The organism is Nocardioides nitrophenolicus (assembly GCF_016907515.1).
GTDB classification, from domain to species: Bacteria; Actinomycetota; Actinomycetes; order Propionibacteriales; family Nocardioidaceae; genus Nocardioides; species Nocardioides nitrophenolicus.
Genome location: NZ_JAFBBY010000001.1, coordinates 3,958,212 through 3,974,977 on the forward strand (window position 1 = coordinate 3,958,212; position 16,766 = coordinate 3,974,977).

Below are 16,766 nucleotides of genomic sequence, written 5' to 3' on the forward strand. Positions count from 1 at the left end.
AGAGGGTCACCCGACAGGGATGACCCGGCTGATCCGGTGGACGGCGTAGCGCCGCTCCGCGTCGGGGTCGTCGTCGGTCGCATCGGCGTCGAGCGCGGTGAGCTGGCCGCCCTCGACGACCAGGGGGCGCACCGACCGCTCGGACACGACTCCCTGGTTGTCGGTGAACCCGATCAGGACGACGCCGCGCCGCTCGATCGCCTCGCGCAGCGCGGAGAGCACGCCGCCACCCGGGGCGGTGGCGGACGCCGGCCGGGTCCGCGCCGCCTCGTCGCCCTCGCGCAGCGTCGCCACGGCGGCGACGACCTGCGCCGCCTGCCGAGCGGCGGACCGGGCGGCGTCGGCACTTTCGCGGGTGCGGGGGGTGCGGGCGCGCAGGGAGTCCGCGGCGCCGACCCGCACCACGCCGTCGGGCCCCTCGACGACCGGCGCCAGGCCGAGCTCGCGCAGCCGGGGCAGCAGGACGTCGATCGGCAGCGTCGAGACGACCACCGTCGGTGCGATCCGCTGCAGGCCGAGCCCGGATGCCTTCGGGTGGTTGACCAGCGCGGCGAGCGCCGCCTCGTCCTCCGAGCGCACGAACGACGACGCCAGCCCGACCCGGAGCCGCCCGAACGAGCGGACCACGTCGTCGATCAGGTAGCTCAACGGCTGGGGGACCGGGGTGCGTGAGGCGGCGAGGACGAACGCGTGCAGCTCGGCCGCGGTCCAGCCCGCGTCCAGCGCGCGTCGTACCGAGTCGGGGGTGAAGCGGTAGACGGTCGCGGCGCCGTGGGAGTCGACGTCGGCGACCTGCTGCAGCTGCCGAGCCAGGTCCGGCTCGAGCGGGCCGGGCGCGACGGCGGTCAGGTCGGCCTGGATCAGCACGTGGTCGACCGGCGCGGGCAGCAGCTCGGCCAGCACCGGCGCCGGGTCGTCGCCGGCCAGCAGCACCCGGGCGTACGGCGCCAGCACGTCGGCCCCGGTCAGGCCGAGGACCGCAGCCTCGGCGACCGCCCAGGCCACCAGGTCGGGACGGGTCCGGGGCCGGCGCGGCCGCTCCCAGGCGACCCGCGCGACCAGCGACGGCAGGCCGGTGCCAGCGGCCAGGCCGTGTCCCTCGGGCAGGTCGGCGAGGGCGGCGAGCGCCATCGCCTTCGCCTCGGGCATCCCGGCGGCCGACAGCTCGGGGGTGAGGGCGTTCCACGGCTTCTGGTCCGGGCCGCGCTCGCCGACCAGCGACGGCAGCCGCGGGCTCGCCAGCCAGGCCCGCGCGAGCACCGTCCAGCGCTCGGCGACCGGCCGCTCGGCCCACGCGTCGAACGCCGACGTCGGCACCCACACCGGGTTGCCGTCGGCGTCGGCACGGGTGGCGGCCAGCCCCGCCTCGTGGGCGAGCTCGACGATCAGCGCGGCCTCGGGCTCGGAGACCTGGAGCTGGGTCGCGGCCGCCTTGAGCTCCCGTACGCCGAGGCCGGTGGTGCGCAGCGCGGTCGCCGGGCGGGTGCCCCACCACTCGAGCAGCAGCCCGGTCCGTCGTACGACGTCGGTGGCGGCGCCCAGCGCGGCGCTCGTCGACAGTCGAGGCGAGCGCTCCTCGGACGCGACCGGCGGCGCGACGTCGACCGGCTCGACGGTGGTCCGGCCGCCCCGCACGACCAGGCCGACCTCGCCCGGCACCACGAGCAGCCCGGGCAGGAGGGAGCCGCCGGGGACGAGCAGCCGGTGCGCGACGAGCAGCTCGGCCGGTGTCTCGGCGTCCTCGGGCCGCAGCCCGACCCGCACCGACCCCGACTTCGCCGTGCCTCCCTCGGAGATGACGTGGTCGAGCAGCGCCCGGGCGCCCGACGGCAACGTCGCCAGCGCCTCGGCGATCTCCTCGGCCGGGCGCGGCGACGCCGTCCGGGGCCGCAGCCCGCTCACGCCGGCATCGGGTCCGCCGACCATCGCGTCCGCCACGCCGCTCAGCGCCCGCAGGCCCTCGGGGGAGTCCCAGGCGACGGCCAGGTCGCGGAGCCGGGCGAGGGTCGCGGCGACGTACGACGGCTCGGCGTGGACGATCCGCGCGACTTCCGGATCGGTGGTTTGACCGGCGACGACCAGGGCATCCAGTACCGAGAGCTCGCCTCGGGTGAGGCCGTCGAGCGCGCGAGCGATCGAGTTCCTCACCGCAGCGCGGGAGGCGAGTTGTCCGAAGTCGTGAGGGGCAGGGGTGGCCAGGTCGGGACGAGCGGTGAGCAGGCGCTGGAGCCGATCGTCGGGCCACGAGCGCAGCTGGTCGGCCAACGACCGGTGTCCGCTCGGTGCCGCTCCCACGGGTGCAACGCTAGGACATCGGTGAACAGGGTCGAGCTGCACCACGGTGCCGCGAGCGACGTCGGCCTGGTCCGCCAGGTCAACGAGGACGCCTTCCTGGCCGACCCGCCGGTCTTCGCGGTGGCCGACGGGATGGGCGGGCACGACCGCGGGGACGTGGCCAGCAGGTACGCCGTCGAGGAGCTGGCCCGCTTGGTCGACCGGGCCTACGACCTCGAGGACGGCACCGCCGCCGTCGACGCCGCGCTCCAGGCCGCCCAGGACCGGCTGCTCGCCTACGACGAGGAGCAGCGCGCGGCCGGGGCCGGTGACCACTTCGCCGCCGGCACCACCGTCGTCCTCGCCCTCCTCGTGCAGTCCGCCGACCGCCCGCACTGGCTGCTGGCCAACGTCGGCGACTCCCGGATCTACCGCTGGAACGAGGGCGAGCTGGAGCAGGTCAGCGTCGACCACAGCCTGGTCCAGGAGCTCGTCGACGCCGGCCGGATCACCCCCGACGACGCGGCCACGCACCCCAACCGCAATGTCATCACCCGCGCGCTGGGGGGTGCGGCGATGCCGGGCGCGGTGAGCGGCGCGGCCGACTACTACCTGCTGCCCCTCGCGGCCGCGGAGCGCCTGCTGCTGTGCTCCGACGGCGTCAGTGGCATGGTGGACGACGTGACCATCGCCTCCCTCCTCGCGGAACACGACGATCCGCGCGACGCCGCCGACGCCCTCGTGGCCGCCGCGGTCACCGCCGGAGGCCACGACAACGCGACCGCGGTCGTCGTCGATGTGGTGGGATTGGCACACGTTGACCCGTACGACTCGCACGCGCAGCGGCTGAGTCTGGAGCAGAAGTTGGGGGCCCTCCCATGAGCGACACCACTGCCTGGTCGTACCGCAGCGGTGCCTGGTACGCCGTCTTCGGGCCGGAGGCCGCGATCGTGCTGCCCGCGTCCCAGAAGGACCAGGTCGTCGGTCTGTGGGCGATGGTCGACGGCGGCGCCGGCTTCGACGACGTCCTCGACGGCCTGCTCGCCTCCGGCCTGAGCAAGATCCCGGGCTTCGTGCTGGTCAGCACCGACGAGGGCCCGACCCGCTTCCTGCTCCGCGGCGCCGACGTGGTCGCCACCGTCACCGCGGCCGGCGAGACCGTGACCGTCGACGGCGGCGCCAGCCACACCTGGGTCGAGCGCAGCCTCGACGACGTCACCGCGCTGAGCATCAGCCTCCCCGCCGGTGAGGGCGACGACGAGGCCGCCGACGACGCCGACTACCCGATCCTGACCGGGCTGGTCCGGGTCGGCCGGATCGACCGGCCGGCCGTGGTCGCCGCCGTCGCGCCCGAGCCGGCGCCCGTGGTGGAGCCGGTCGCCGAGCCGGTCGCCGAGCCGGAGCCGGAGCCGGCCGCCGAGCCGGAGCCGGTCGCCGAGCCCGAGCCGGTGCCCGCCCTGGGCGGCGCCCATCTCGCGCTCGACGAGCCCAGCCCCCTCGACGAGGGCGGCGCGGCGGTGACCGAGGCGGCCCATCTCGACGACGGCCCGGCCACCGAGGTGATGGAGGTGGTCGACGAGCCCGCCGAGCCCGCCGCGGCGCCCCAGGAGCCGGCCCCCGACGGCTGGGTGACCCCGTGGGACACCCCGGCCGCCACCGACGCGCCCGCCGACGCGACCGCCGACGCCCCCACGGGAGCCGACCCTCTCGACGAGCCGGCGACGCCGTCCGTCCCGGCGCCGCCGTACCCGCCGTTGAGTGGTGCGACCGAGGTCGCGCCGCCGGGGTGGGTGCCGCCCCCGCCGCCGGGTGTTCCCGCCCCGCCGGTCCCCGACGCCCCGCCCCTGCCGGTCGGCTCCTGGGAGCCGGTCGGCGGCGCCCCTACCCCGCCCGGACCCGGCATCGAGCACGACGGCTTCACTGTCGCGGGCGCCGGGGAGCCGCCGGCGCCGCTGGTCCCGCCCGTGCCCGGCACGCCCGCGGCGCCGCCGGTCACCCAGCCGGTCGCCAAGCTGCTCGTGTCCGACGGTCAGTCGATCATCGTCGACCGTGCCGTGCTGATCGGCCGGGCGCCGGAGGCGCGCCGGTTCACCTCGACCGAGCAGCCGATGCTGGTGACGGTGCCGAGCCGGCTCCACGAGATCTCCTCGACCCATGTCGAGGTGCGCCCCGGCACCGGCGCCGACCTCGGCACCGCCGTCGTCACCGACATGGGCTCGACCAATGGCACCGTCCTGGTCCAGCCGGGACTCGGACCGGAGGACCTCAAGCCCGGCATCGCCGTCCAGCTGATCCCCGGCGCGACCATCAACCTCGGTGACGGGGTCACCATCCAGGTCACCCGTCCCTGACCCAGCCGCTACTCGGAGCGCCCTCGATGTCGCACGTCCCCACCCCGCCACCCCCCGCCGCCGGCGACCTCCGCCCGGCGGAGATGGAGCGACGGTTCACGGCGTTCGTCGTCGACCGCGCGGTCGGCTGGGGGATCGCGGCGGCCGCGGCCTTCGCGGTGTGGCGCCTGGTCGAGCCCGACGACGGCGTCGTCGTGGTGCTCACCTTCCTCGGCGTCGCGGCGCTGGTGGGCCTGGTGCTCGCCGTCCTGGTCGGTACGACGGGGCTGACGCCCGGGAAGGCCGCGACCGGACTGCGCGTGCTCCGGCGGACGACGGGCCGCCCGATCGGCGTCGGCGCCGCGCTGCTGCGCGGGATCGTGCTCGGGCTCGCCGGTCTGCCCACCGCCGGACTCGGTCTGGCCACCTTCGCCTGGACCGCGGCGATGGACCCGTCCCGGCAGCGTCGTGGACTGCACGACCGGATCGGCGACGCCGTCGTGGTCGACGCCCGGCCGCGTCCGGTCGAGGTTGCGCCGGAGGTCGATCGGCCCCAGCAGATCGTGAACCTCACCGCGATGCGGCTGCTGCCCTCGCCGGTCGAGGAGCATCCCACCCCGGTTCCCGAGCCGACGCCCACCCCGACCCCGGCGCCCATCCCGACTCCTGCCCCCACGCCCACCCCCGTGCCCACCCCCGCGCCTCAGCCGCCCGCGCCCCCGCCCGCCCCGCCGGCTCCCGCACCCACCCCCGCGGCTCCCCGGATCCCGGTCGAGCAGACCCGGGTCCGGCCCGAGCCGGGCGCCGCGCCGGCTGTGCCGCCGAGCCCGGCGACGGTGCGCTGGCGGGTGGCCTTCGACACGGGGGAGGCCTTCGTGGTCGAGGGCCTGGCGTTGGTCGGCCGGCGCCCGGAGCCGCGGCCGGGGGAGGAGGCGCGCCACGTGGTGCCGCTGCGCTCCTCCGACATGTCGCTGTCGAAGACCCACGCCCAGTTCCAGGTCGCTCCCGACGGCGCGCTCGTCGTGATGGACCGGGGCTCGACCAACGGCTCCTATGTCATCCGCAAGGGCATGTCGCGCTCGCTGTCGCCGGGGCGCCCGAGCACCCTGCTCGCGGGTGACGAGGTGCGCTTCGGCGACCGCACCATGCGGGTCGAGCGGGAGGCCTGACCCGGCTCAGCCGCCGGCGGCCCACTCACGGCGCAGCAGTCCGTAGACCGCGGTGTCGCTCCAGGTGCCGTCGCGGTCGGCGTAGTCCTCGCGGGTGTGCGCCTCGTGGCGCATCCCCAGCCGCTCGCACAGCCGCGCCGACGGCAGGTTGCGCGGGTCGAGCCGTGCCATCAGCCGGTGGAGGGGGTAGTGGCCGAAGGCGAGGTCGACCAGGGCCCGGGCCGCCTCGGTGGCGAACCCGCGTCCGGCGTACGCGGGGGCGAACACCCACCCCAGCTCGCCGATCGCCGGCGGATCGGTCTCGCCGTGGCGGTCGACGAAGCGCAGCATCAGGTCGCCGACGAGCACGCCGTCGTGGACCGCCGCGAGCGCCAGGATCTCGCCCGGCTCCGACGGGGCGGTGCCGGCGACCAGGCGCTCCATCCGCGTGGCCAGGCCCGCGGCGTCGAGCGCCGGGAACGGCAGGTAGCGGGTGACCTCCGGATCGGCGCAGTAGGCGCCGATCGCCGCGCTGTCCGAGGCCCGCACGGTGCGCAGCACCAGCCGCTCGGTCGTCAGGGGCAGAGGAGGCGCCGGGAGTACCGGGGCGGTCAATTCGGTTGCCACGTCGGTGAGAATAGGTGGCGGCACCCCCACTACGATGTGCCGCGCGTGCGCCCGACCGGTGCGCACGCCCGTGATGAGGAGAGGTTGGGCGGACCCGTGCCGACTGGCAAGGTGAAGTGGTACGACGCGGAGAAGGGCTTCGGCTTCCTCTCCCAGCAGGGCGGCGACGACGTCTACGTCCGCGCCGATGCGCTGCCCGAGGGCGTGACCACCCTCAAGGCGGGCACCCGCGTCGAGTTCGGCATCGCCCAGGGCCGGCGCGGCGAGCAGGCGCTCCAGGTCCGCATCCTCGACGCGCCCGCCTCGGTGTCCCGCAACCAGCAGCAGGCCAAGCGCAAGAAGCCCGAGGAGATGGTCCCGATCGTCGAGGACCTGATCCGGCTGCTCGACGGCGTCGGCGAGGCCTACCGCCACGGCCGGCACCCCGACCGTCGTACGGCGCAGCCGGTGGCCAAGCTGCTGCGCGCGCTCGCCGACGAGCTGGAGGCCTGAGCCAGTCGGCTCAGGTCGCCGGCTGCCTCGGCGCCGGCTGCCCGGGCCGGCTGCGCACCACGAACACCGCCCAGGCGGTCAGCAGCAGCGCGGCGAAGGCCAGCCCGACGCCGTTGACGGCGGGGTAGGACAGGATCACGCCGAGGAAGCCGCCGATCACCCAGGCCAGCTGGAGGGTGGTGTCGCCCTTCGCGAACGCGCTGGCGTGGGCCCGCACCGGCACGCCGCTCTGGATGGTGGAGTCGAGGGACACCTTGGCGAGGTACTGCATCAGCCCCACGGTCAGCCCGAGCGCCACCAGCGGGACCAGGCTGTAGAACACGGTCGCGAGCACCAGCGCCACGATGTCGGCGACCAGCGCGACCACCACCATCACCGCCGGGTTGATCTTGCGGGCCAGCGAGGCGACCACGATCCCGATCGTGTTGCCGAGGCCCGCGGCGCCGATGACCAGGCCGACCAGCAGCGTCGAGCGGGTCTTGCTCTCCCAGCCGTCGAGCGGCTCGGTCAGCATCACGAAGGTCATGAACATGGTCAGGAAGCCCGACAGCAGCCGCGGCCCGCAGTTGGCGCGCAGCGCGAAGGCGACCTTCGGCGGCAGTCCGCTGCGGCGGGCGCCCGAGCCGAGCGACTCCTCGCCGGTCGAGGCGTCGACCTGGTTGGGCAGCAGGATCGCGGCGATCGTGCCGATGGTGAACACCACGAAGGCGTAGCGGCAGGCCCACTCCGGTCCGATCCAGTACGCCGCACCGGCGAGCGGCCCCGACACGCAGGCGCCGACCACGCCGGCGAGCGCCACCCGGCCGTTGGCCTTCACCAGGGTGATCTCACCGGGGAGCAGCCGGGGGACCGCGGCCGCCTTCGCGACGCCGTACGCCTTGGAGGAGACGAGGACGCCGAGCGCGGCGACGTAGAACCACGGCGAGCCGTCGCCCAGGGTCCCGGCCAGCACCCAGCACAGGAACGCGCGCAGCGCGAAGGTGGCGCCGATCGCCCAGCGGCGGCCGTGGCTGAACCGGTCGAGGAAGGGGCCGATCAGCGGCGCGACGATCGCGAACGGGACCATGGTCAGCCCCAGGAACAGCAGCACCGGCCCGCGCTCGCCGCTCGTCGCGCCGGCGAAGAAGACCGTGCCGGCCAGGGCGATCGCGAACGCCGAGTCGCCCGCCGCGTTGCAGGCGTGCAGCTCGATCAGCCGGTTCAGCCCGGAGCGCTCCGCGCCCTGCGCGCCCGCTGCCTTGCGGGCCTGGCGGAAGGTCGCCCGGCTGGCGCGGCCGGTCACCGAGGCGACCCCCTTGAGCCCCCGCGCCGTCGCCTTCGCGCCGGTGCCGAGGCTGGAGCCCACCGCCCGCATCGAGCCGGTCTCGGTGAGCTCCGGGCTTGGTGCGCCCTCGGGGCCCGGCGGGCTGGCCGGTGGGCGCGGGTCCGGACCGTGCGTGCTCACACCCCTATCTTGCCTGCCCCGACGTGACGATCGACGGTGGCATGGGGGATGCTGTGCCCGTGTCCACCCTGGAGCGCAAGCTGACCGACGCCGCCACCGCCGATGCCGTCGACGCGGCCCGCGCTGCGCTGCTCGAGGAGGTCGACGCCGGCGACGTGGGCGACCACACCGGCCACCAGGTCGACGGCCTCCGGGTCGTCACCCACCTCTTCGAGTGCACCCGCAAGGGCTATGTCGGCTGGCAGTGGGCGGTCACTCTCACCCGCGCCTCCCGCCAGCGCAAGGTGACCGTCGTCGAGGTCGTGCTGCTGCCCGGCCCCGACGCCATCGTCGCGCCCGCCTGGGTGCCCTACCGCGACCGCCTCCAGCCGGGCGACATGTCACCCGGCGACCTGCTGCCCGTCTCCGACGACGACCCGCGCCTGGTGCCGACGTACTCCTTCGGCGACGACCCGCTCGACACCGACGAGAAGGCCCAGATCCGCCAGGTCGCCAAGGACCTCGGTCTCGGCCGGGTCCGGGTGCTCTCGCCCGAGGGCCGCGACGCCGCCGCCGAGCGCTGGTACGACGGCGACGCCGGCCCCGACGCCCCCATCGCCAAGTCCGCGCCCCACCACTGCTACTCCTGCGGCTTCCTGGTCCGCCTCAACGGCCCCCTCTCCGAGCTGTTCGGCGTCTGCGCCAACGGCGACGCCAACGACGACGGCCGGGTGGTCGCCCTCCAGCACGGCTGCGGCGGGCACTCCGAGGTGCGCCTCAGCAAGCGCCAGCAGCCCCAGCCCCCCGCGCCGCCGGTGGTGGACACGATCTCGCTGGATGACCTCGAGAGTTTCTGAGCCGGCGGGTTTTCCGCGGGGGTCGGGTTCGTTGCAGCGCACCAACCCCGAGCCCAACCCCAGCCCGACACCTCAAGCCCGGCTGAGCACCGCCACCGAGTACAGCTCGTCCACCGGCCGCAGGTCGTACCCGCCGAACCGGTGCTGGACGACCAGCCCCGCGGCGGCGACGTCGGCGGCGAACTCGTCGGGTGGGTACACCCGGGCCGTGGTGGGGCCCTGTTGGAGGTGGAAGCCGACCAGGATCCGGCCGCCGGGGGCGAGCAGGGACCCCAGCCGCTGGAGGACGGCGACCTCGGTGTCCTCGGCGACGAAGGTGAGCACGTTGCCGACGCAGACGATGAGGTCGTAGGCGACGGGTGCGCCGGCGGCGGCGAGGGCGTCGGGGGTGAGGGCCAGGATCTCCAGCGGTACGACGGGCAGGTCGGGGAAGGTGCGGCGGGACTGGGCGACGAGGGCCGGGTCGGGCTCGGCGGCGGTGACGCGGTGGCCGAGGCGGAGCAGGTGGGCCCCGATCCGGCCCATCCCGGAGCCGGCGTCGAGGATGGTGGCGCCGCGCTCGACGAGGGTGTCGGCGAGCCGGGCCTCGCCGACCACGTCGGCGCCGTCGGCGATCAGCTCGGCGAACCGCTCGGCGTACCCGGAGGTCCGTGAGCCGCCGAGCGCCCAGCGGGTCGGGGGGAGGGGAGCGGGGGCGTCACTCATCGGCGTCGAGGTCGCGTTCGGCGCGGACCTGGCGGCGGCGCTTGCAGTACTCCGAGCCGAGCAGGCCGAGCCCGACGCCGGTGAGGCACATCCACAGCAGCCAGGTGCGGCCGTCCTCCTCGAGCCGGCCGTAGAACGGCAGCAGGCCGACGAAGGCGACCAGGAAGAGCAGGGTGCCGACCTGGACGGTGCGCACGCCGTCGACGTCGAGCGGCTCGACGGGGGCGATCAGGTAGGTCCGGCTGCCGAACTCGTGCTGGGTCGGCTGGTCGTCGCGGAGCTCCACGGGATCGATGCTACTCCCGGCGGAATAGTTAGCAGAGGTAATGACTTATGCTAACGATATGCCGACTCCGGAACTGCGTGTTCGCACCAACGCGGGGCTCGCCGCCGAGCTCCGGTTCTCGGTCATGCGCCTACGGCGACGGCTGCTCCGCGAGCGGCACCCCGACAACGACCTGAGCGTCACCTCGATGGCGGTTCTCTACGCGCTGAACCGGCAGGGCGACCTGACCATCGGCGCGCTCGCCGCCCGCGAGCAGGTGCAGCCGCCGAGCATCACCCGCACCGTCACCGGCCTGGCCGACGCCGGGCTGGTGGAGCGGTGCGCGCACCCCAGCGACGGTCGGCAGGTCGTCGTCCGGATCACCGACGAGGGCCGGGCCGTCGTCAGCGCCGACGTGACCCGGCGCGACCGCTGGCTCTCGCGCCGGCTCGAGGACCTGACCGCCGAGGAGCGCGACGTGCTGCGCCGCGCCGCGCCCATCCTGCAGCGCCTGTCCGAAGCCGACTGACGCCGCCGACAGACCGACCGACACCGATCGACCCGAAGGAGAGACCACGAGCCCCCGATTCCGCTCCCTGTCCCACCCCAACTACCGGCTCTACTTCGCCGGCAGCCTGGTGTCCAACGTCGGCACCTGGATGCAGCGCGTCGCGCAGGACTGGCTGGTCCTGACCATCCCCGGCAACGGCGGCGCCGCGCTCGGCATCACGACCGGCCTGCAGTTCCTGCCGGTCCTGCTGCTCTCGCCGTACGCCGGCGTGGTCGCCGACCGCATCTCCAAGCGCGTCCTGCTCCAGGTCACCCAGGCGATGATGGCGCTGGCCTCGCTCGCACTCGGCCTGGTCGCCGTGCTCGGCGTCGCCGAGACCTGGCACGTCTACGTGATCGCGTTCGTCTTCGGCATCGGCGCCGCCTTCGACGCCCCCGCCCGGCAGGCCTTCGTCTCCGAGATGGTGGGCGCCGACGACGTGACCAACGCCGTCAGCCTCAACTCGGCGGCGTTCAACGCCGCGCGGCTGATCGGCCCCGGCCTCGCGGGCCTGCTGATCGGCCTCGGTGGCGGCGGCATGCGCGCGACCGGCTGGGTCATCCTCGCCAACGCGCTGTCGTACCTCGCCGTGATCGCGCAGCTGCGCCGGATGGACGCCTCGACGCTCCACTCGCCGCGCCCCGCCGCCCGCACGCCCGGCATGCTGCGCGAGGGCATCACCTACCTGCGCGGCCAGCCCAAGATGCTGATGATCCTGGTGCTGGTCTTCTTCGTCGGCACCTTCGGCATGAACTTCCAGATCACCTCGGCGCTGATGGCCACCGAGGTCTTCGGCAAGGGCGCCGAGGAGTACGGCGTGCTCGGCTCGGTCCTCGCGATCGGCTCGCTCGCCGGGGCCCTGGTCGCGGCCGGCCGCTCGCGGGTGCGGGTGCGGCTGCTGATGGGCGCCGCGGTGGCGTTCGGCGTGCTGGAGATCGCGGCCGGCCTGGTGCCGACGTACCTCACCTTCGTGCTGCTGTGCCCCCTGCTCGGCTTCTCGGTGATCACCGTGCTCAACTCGTGCAACGCGCTGCTGCAGACCGAGTCCGCCCCGGCGCTGCGCGGGCGGGTGATGGCGCTCTACATGACCATCGTGATGGGCGGTACACCGATCGGCTCGCCCGTCATCGGCTGGATCGGCGAGCAGTTCGGCGCGCGCTGGACCCTGGTCGTCGGGGGAGCGCTGGTGCTGGCCGGCGTCGGCCTCGCCGTGGTCGTCCGCCGGGCGGCCGAGGAGCGCGTCGGGACCACCTCCGGCTCGACCCCGGTCGTGGGGCCTGCCATGCTTCGGCCGTGAACTCGGCCGAACCCGTCGCTCCCGCGAACCCGCTCGACCGCTTCTTCCGGATCTCCGAGCGAGGCTCCAGCCTCGGTCAGGAGCTCCGCGGCGGCGTGGTCACCTTCTTCACGATGGCCTACATCGTGGTGCTGAACCCGCTGATCCTCGGCTACGCCACCGACATCGACGGCCAGTACCTCGGCGGCGGCAGCGCCCCGAACCTCGCCGCGATCGCCGCGGGCACGGCGCTGGTGGCGGGCGTGCTGACCATCCTGATGGGCGTGGTCGCCAATTACCCGCTCGCGCTGGCCACCGGCCTGGGCCTCAACGCCTTCCTGGCGTTCGCGGTCGCCAGCCAGATGACCTGGGCCGACGCGATGGGCCTGGTGGTGATCGAGGGCGTGCTCATCCTGGTGCTCGTCCTCACCGGCTTCCGCACGGCCGTCTTCCGGGCCGTCCCCGCGCAGCTCAAGGTCGCCATCTCGGTCGGCATCGGCCTGTTCATCGCCCTGATCGGCTTCGTCGACGCGGGCGTCGTCAAGCGGATCCCCGACGCCGCCCAGACGACCGTCCCGGTCCAGCTCGGCGCCGACGGCAGCCTGAGCGGCTGGCCGGTGCTGGTCTTCGTGGTCGGCCTGCTGCTGATGCTGGCGCTGTGGGTGCGCAAGGTCCGCGGCGCGATCCTGATCTCGATCGTCGTGATGACGGTGGTGGCCGTGATCGTCGAGGCGATCGGCGACCTCGGCACGTCGGCGGAGAAGGCCGGCGGCTGGGCGCTCACCGTCCCGGCCTGGACCGGGGACTTCCACGCTCCCGACTTCGGCACCCTGGGCGAGTTCAACCTGCTGGGCTCGTGGGACAAGGTCGGCGTGGTCACCGTGCTGCTGCTCGTCTTCTCGCTCATGCTGGCCGACTTCTTCGACACCATGGGCACGATGACCGCCATCGGCGCCGAGGCGAAGCTGCTCGACGAGGAGGGCATGCCACCCCACGCGGAGCGGATCCTGGTCGTCGACTCGGTCGCCGCGATCGCCGGTGGCGCGGCGGGCGTCTCGTCGAACACGTCGTACATCGAGTCCGCCTCGGGGGTCGGCGAGGGCGCGCGCACCGGCCTCGCCTCGGTGGTGACCGGCGTGCTCTTCCTGGTCACCATCTTCGCCTCGCCGCTGGTCGCGATGATCCCGTCGGAGGCGGCGGTGCCGGCGCTGGTGCTGGTCGGCTTCCTGATGATGCAGCAGATCACCGGCATCGCCTGGGACGACGTCGAGATCGCGATCCCGGCCTTCCTGACCATCGTGCTGATGCCGTTCACGTACTCGATCTCGGTCGGCATCGGGGCCGGGTTCGTGTCCTACGTGTTCCTCAAGCTGGTGCGCGGCAAGGCCCGCGACCTGCACCCGCTGCTGTGGGTGGTGGCCGGCCTGTTCGTCGTCTACTTCGCGATCGACCCGATCACCCGGTGGCTGACCTGATCCGGGTCGTCCCCAGGCTAGGCTCGGCATTTTGACCCGCCTTTGGGACGGCCGGTAATCTCGATTCTCGTGTCTGGGGCCACCCGGCACGTCGAGCATGCCCTCCGGCCGATCGCCCTCATCGGCGCGGGCCGCGGGGGAGCACTCCGGCACTCCGCAGCAACGCTTCACCCCGAGCCAGGCACCGTGCCCGGCCGTGAGAACAGACCGAAAGGGAACCACCAGGTGCCCACCATTCAGCAGTTGGTCCGCAAGGGCCGCCAGGACAAGGTGTCGAAGACCAAGACGCCTGCCCTGAAGGGATCTCCCCAGCGACGCGGTGTGTGCACCCGCGTCTACACCACCACCCCCAAGAAGCCGAACTCCGCCCTCCGGAAGGTCGCCCGCGTGCGCCTCTCCAGCGGCGTCGAGGTCACCGCCTACATCCCGGGTGAGGGTCACAACCTCCAGGAGCACTCGATCGTGCTCGTCCGCGGCGGTCGTGTGAAGGACCTGCCCGGTGTTCGCTACAAGGTCATCCGCGGCGCCCTGGACACCCAGGCCGTGAAGAACCGTAAGCAGGCTCGCAGCCGCTACGGCGCCAAGAAGGAGAAGAGCTGACATGCCGCGCAAGGGCCCCGCGCCGAAGCGCCCGATCGACGTCGACCCGGTCTACGGTTCGCAGCTGGTGACCCAGCTGGTGTCGAAGGTGCTCCAGGACGGCAAGAAGCAGGTCGCTCAGCGGATCGTCTACTCCGCTCTCGAGGGCACCCGCGAGAAGACCGGCGTCGACCCGGTCATCACCCTCAAGCGCGCGCTCGACAACGTGCGCCCCGCGCTCGAGGTCAAGTCCCGCCGCGTCGGTGGCGCGACCTACCAGGTCCCCGTCGAGGTCAAGGGCAACCGCGGCACGACCCTGTCGCTGCGGTGGCTGGTCGGCTACGCCCAGGAGCGTCGCGAGAAGACCATGGCCGAGCGCCTGCAGAACGAGATCCTCGACGCCGCCAATGGCCTCGGTGCCGCGGTGAAGAAGCGCGAGGACACCCACAAGATGGCCGAGTCCAACAAGGCCTTCGCTCACTACCGCTGGTGATCCTCACCGGGGCGGGCCCGTCACCACGGCGCCCGCTCCGGTCCACCGGCTCCATCCCCTTACCTAAGGAACGCTGACTCACGTGGCAGTCGACATCACGACGGACCTGAACGTCGTTCGCAACATCGGCATCATGGCGCACATCGACGCCGGCAAGACCACCACCACCGAGCGCATCCTGTTCTACACCGGCATCACCTACAAGATCGGTGAGGTCCACGATGGCGGCGCCACGATGGACTGGATGGAGCAGGAGCAGGAGCGCGGCATCACGATCACGTCGGCCGCGACGACCTGCTGGTGGAAGAAGCACCAGATCAACATCATCGACACCCCCGGGCACGTCGACTTCACCGTCGAGGTCGAGCGCTCGCTGCGCGTCCTCGACGGCGCCGTCGCTGTCTTCGACGGTGTCGCCGGCGTGGAGCCCCAGTCGCAGACCGTGTGGCGCCAGGCCAACAAGTACGCCGTCCCGCGGATGTGCTTCGTCAACAAGCTCGACCGGACCGGTGCGGACTTCTACCGCGTCGTCGACTCGATCGTGCAGAAGCTCAACTCCACCCCGCTGATCCTCCAGATCCCGATCGGTGCCGAGGGCGACTTCATCGGCGTCGTCGACCTGGTCGAGATGAACGCCAAGGTCTGGCGCGGCGAGACCCAGCAGGGCGAGGACTACGTCGTCGAGGAGATCCCCGCCGACCTGGCCGACAAGGCCGCGGAGTACCGCGAGAAGCTCGTCGAGACCCTCGCCGAGGCCGACGACGACATCATGGAGACCTACCTCGAGGACGGCGACACGTTCGACGTGCCGACCCTCAAGGCCGCCATCCGTCGCGCGACCCTGGCCGACAAGGTCAACCCGATCCTCACCGGCACCGCGTTCAAGAACAAGGGCGTCCAGCCCCTGCTCGACGCGATCGTCGACTACCTCCCCTCGCCGCTCGACGTGGACGCCATCGTCGGCCACAAGCCGGGCGCGGAGGAGACCGAGGAGAACGAGGTCGTCCGCAAGCCGTCCAGCGACGAGCCGCTCTCGGCCCTCGCGTTCAAGATCGCCGCCGACCCCCACCTGGGCAAGCTGACCTTCGTCCGCGTCTACTCCGGCAAGCTCGAGGCCGGCGCGACCGTGCTCAACGCGAGCAACGGCCGCAAGGAGCGGATCGGCAAGGTCTACCAGATGCACGCCAACAAGCGTGAGGAGATCGCGTCGGTCGGCGCGGGCCAGATCGTCGCCGTCATGGGCCTCAAGGACACCCGGACCGGTCACACCCTCTCCGACAACGCCAAGCCGGTGGTGCTGGAGTCGATGACCTTCCCGGCCCCGGTGATCTCGGTCGCCATCGAGCCGAAGACCAAGGCCGACCAGGAGAAGCTCGGCGTGGCCATCGGCCGACTCGCCGAGGAGGACCCGACCTTCGTCGTCAAGACCGACGAGGAGACCGGCCAGACCATCATCTCCGGCATGGGCGAGCTCCACCTGGAGATCCTCGTCGACCGGATGAAGCGCGAGTTCAAGGTCGAGGCGACCGTCGGCAAGCCGCAGGTCGCCTACCGCGAGACCATCCGCGCGGAGGTCGCGAACCACAGCTACACCCACAAGAAGCAGACCGGTGGCTCGGGTCAGTTCGCCAAGATCGTCATCTCGATCGCCCCGAACATCGACCCCGAGACCGGTCTGGGTGCGGGCTACGAGTTCGTCAACAACGTGACCGGCGGTCGCGTGCCGCGCGAGTACATCCCCTCGGTCGACAACGGCGCCCAGGAGGCCATGGAGTTCGGCGTGCTCGCCGGCTACCCGATGGTCGACGTGAAGGTCGCCCTCGAGGACGGCGCCTACCACGACGTCGACTCGTCCGAGCTCGCGTTCAAGATCGCCGGCATCCAGGCGTTCAAGGAGGCCGCGCGCCAGGCGCGTCCGGTCCTCCTCGAGCCCGTGTTCGCCGTCGAGGTGACCACCCCCGAGGACTTCCTCGGCACGGTCATCGGCGACATCAACAGCCGTCGCGGTCAGATCCGCGCGCAGGAGGAGCGTCACGGCGACATCGTCGTCAGCGCCCTCGTGCCGCTGTCCGAGATGTTCGGGTACGTTGGCGACCTGAGGTCCAAGACCTCCGGTCAGGCGTCGTACTCGATGGAGTTCGACTCGTACGCCGAGGTTCCCACGAACATCGCCGACGAGATCATCAAGAAGGCGCGCGGCGAGTAGTCCCCACCGGGACTGCTCCCTGCAGACCCTCGGCGCACCACCCCACTAGTACGAGTCAAGTAACAA

Annotated in this window: 15 protein-coding genes and 1 pseudogene; 11 read left to right on the forward strand and 5 right to left on the reverse strand. The window is 73.0% G+C overall.

The features are described from left to right. Positions 1-6: 6 nt before the first annotated feature. The gene (locus JOD66_RS19160) at positions 7-2,295 is read right to left on the reverse strand and encodes a helicase-associated domain-containing protein (protein ID WP_204838415.1); all 2,289 of its coding nucleotides are present in this window, start codon (positions 2,293-2,295) and stop codon (positions 7-9) included. 21 nt (positions 2,296-2,316) lie between these two features. On the opposite strand from JOD66_RS19160, the gene JOD66_RS19165 reads away from it, so the two are divergent. Genes JOD66_RS19165 through JOD66_RS19175 form a run of 3 tightly spaced genes read left to right on the forward strand, consistent with a single transcriptional unit; the run spans position 2,317 to position 5,773 of the window. Further along, complete coding sequence (locus JOD66_RS19165; RefSeq protein WP_204838416.1) at positions 2,317-3,156, forward strand: PP2C family protein-serine/threonine phosphatase; 840 nt, start codon at positions 2,317-2,319, stop codon at positions 3,154-3,156. Beyond that, positions 3,153-4,625 carry an FHA domain-containing protein gene (locus JOD66_RS19170; protein WP_204838417.1) on the forward strand — a complete coding sequence of 491 codons (1,473 nt, stop codon included), beginning with the start codon at positions 3,153-3,155 and terminating at the stop codon, positions 4,623-4,625. Before JOD66_RS19165 ends, JOD66_RS19170 begins: the two co-directional genes overlap by 4 nt. Before the next feature lie 26 nt (positions 4,626-4,651). Beyond that, entirely contained in the window at positions 4,652-5,773 is a 1,122-nt protein-coding gene (locus JOD66_RS19175; RefSeq protein WP_204838418.1) for an RDD family protein, read from the forward strand. 6 nt (positions 5,774-5,779) lie between these two features. On the opposite strand, the gene JOD66_RS19180 is transcribed toward JOD66_RS19175, so the two are convergent. Further along, positions 5,780-6,379 (reverse strand): GNAT family N-acetyltransferase, encoded by a 600-nt coding sequence (locus JOD66_RS19180; protein ID WP_204838419.1) that lies wholly within the window; start codon positions 6,377-6,379, stop codon positions 5,780-5,782. 96 nt (positions 6,380-6,475) lie between these two features. Between JOD66_RS19180 and JOD66_RS19185 the strand changes: the two genes are divergently transcribed. Beyond that, positions 6,476-6,871 (forward strand): cold-shock protein, encoded by a 396-nt coding sequence (locus JOD66_RS19185; protein WP_204838420.1) that lies wholly within the window; start codon positions 6,476-6,478, stop codon positions 6,869-6,871. A 10-nt stretch (positions 6,872-6,881) separates the two neighbouring features. On the opposite strand, the gene JOD66_RS19190 is transcribed toward JOD66_RS19185, so the two are convergent. Next, positions 6,882-8,315 (reverse strand): MFS transporter, encoded by a 1,434-nt coding sequence (locus JOD66_RS19190; protein ID WP_204838421.1) that lies wholly within the window; start codon positions 8,313-8,315, stop codon positions 6,882-6,884. 59 nt (positions 8,316-8,374) lie between these two features. Here JOD66_RS19190 and JOD66_RS19195 point away from each other — a divergent pair, with 59 nt between their 5' ends. Further along, positions 8,375-9,151 carry a DUF3027 domain-containing protein gene (locus JOD66_RS19195; protein ID WP_307823607.1) on the forward strand — a complete coding sequence of 259 codons (777 nt, stop codon included), beginning with the start codon at positions 8,375-8,377 and terminating at the stop codon, positions 9,149-9,151. A gap of 72 nt (positions 9,152-9,223) precedes the next feature. Here the strand turns inward: JOD66_RS19195 and JOD66_RS19200 are convergent, their stop codons facing one another. Together JOD66_RS19200 and JOD66_RS19205 are read right to left on the reverse strand one after the other, a co-directional pair. Next, the gene (locus tag JOD66_RS19200) at positions 9,224-9,856 is read right to left on the reverse strand and encodes a class I SAM-dependent methyltransferase (RefSeq protein ID WP_204838422.1); all 633 of its coding nucleotides are present in this window, start codon (positions 9,854-9,856) and stop codon (positions 9,224-9,226) included. Continuing rightward, positions 9,849-10,142, reverse strand: a complete 294-nt coding sequence (locus tag JOD66_RS19205; protein WP_204838423.1) for a DUF2530 domain-containing protein — start codon at positions 10,140-10,142, stop codon at positions 9,849-9,851. The genes JOD66_RS19200 and JOD66_RS19205 overlap by 8 nt, the downstream gene beginning before the upstream one ends. A gap of 58 nt (positions 10,143-10,200) precedes the next feature. Here JOD66_RS19205 and JOD66_RS19210 point away from each other — a divergent pair, with 58 nt between their 5' ends. The 6 genes and pseudogenes from JOD66_RS19210 to fusA all read left to right on the forward strand — a co-directional run bounded on the left by JOD66_RS19210 (position 10,201) and on the right by fusA (position 16,700). Next, complete coding sequence (locus tag JOD66_RS19210) at positions 10,201-10,650, forward strand: MarR family transcriptional regulator (RefSeq protein ID WP_239545343.1); 450 nt, start codon at positions 10,201-10,203, stop codon at positions 10,648-10,650. A gap of 31 nt (positions 10,651-10,681) precedes the next feature. After that, positions 10,682-11,968, forward strand: a pseudogene (locus JOD66_RS19215) (MFS transporter); the annotation flags it as partial. After that, positions 11,965-13,422: an NCS2 family permease gene (locus JOD66_RS19220; protein ID WP_204838425.1), complete on the forward strand. Its 1,458-nt coding sequence runs from the start codon at positions 11,965-11,967 to the stop codon at positions 13,420-13,422. The pseudogene JOD66_RS19215 and the gene JOD66_RS19220, both read left to right, overlap by 4 nt. A 225-nt stretch (positions 13,423-13,647) precedes the next feature. Further along, complete coding sequence (rpsL, locus tag JOD66_RS19225; RefSeq protein ID WP_203048413.1) at positions 13,648-14,022, forward strand: 30S ribosomal protein S12; 375 nt, start codon at positions 13,648-13,650, stop codon at positions 14,020-14,022. A gap of 1 nt (position 14,023) precedes the next feature. Next, positions 14,024-14,494, forward strand: a complete 471-nt coding sequence (gene rpsG, locus JOD66_RS19230; RefSeq protein ID WP_203048417.1) for a 30S ribosomal protein S7 — start codon at positions 14,024-14,026, stop codon at positions 14,492-14,494. Between the two features lie 82 nt (positions 14,495-14,576). Beyond that, complete coding sequence (gene fusA / locus JOD66_RS19235; RefSeq protein WP_204838426.1) at positions 14,577-16,700, forward strand: elongation factor G; 2,124 nt, start codon at positions 14,577-14,579, stop codon at positions 16,698-16,700. The last annotated feature ends 66 nt before the right edge of the window (positions 16,701-16,766 follow it).

Bases quoted from the DNA above. Each gene is read 5' to 3' on its own strand.
- JOD66_RS19170 (WP_204838417.1), top strand. From the start codon at position 3,153: ATGAGCGACACCACTGCCTGGTCGTACCGCAGCGGTGCCTGGTACGCC.
- JOD66_RS19175 (WP_204838418.1), top strand. From the start codon at position 4,652: ATGTCGCACGTCCCCACCCCGCCACCCCCCGCCGCCGGCGACCTCCGC.
- JOD66_RS19200 (WP_204838422.1), bottom strand. From the start codon at position 9,856: ATGAGTGACGCCCCCGCTCCCCTCCCCCCGACCCGCTGGGCGCTCGGC.
- JOD66_RS19210 (WP_239545343.1), top strand. From the start codon at position 10,201: ATGCCGACTCCGGAACTGCGTGTTCGCACCAACGCGGGGCTCGCCGCC.
- rpsG (WP_203048417.1), top strand. From the start codon at position 14,024: ATGCCGCGCAAGGGCCCCGCGCCGAAGCGCCCGATCGACGTCGACCCG.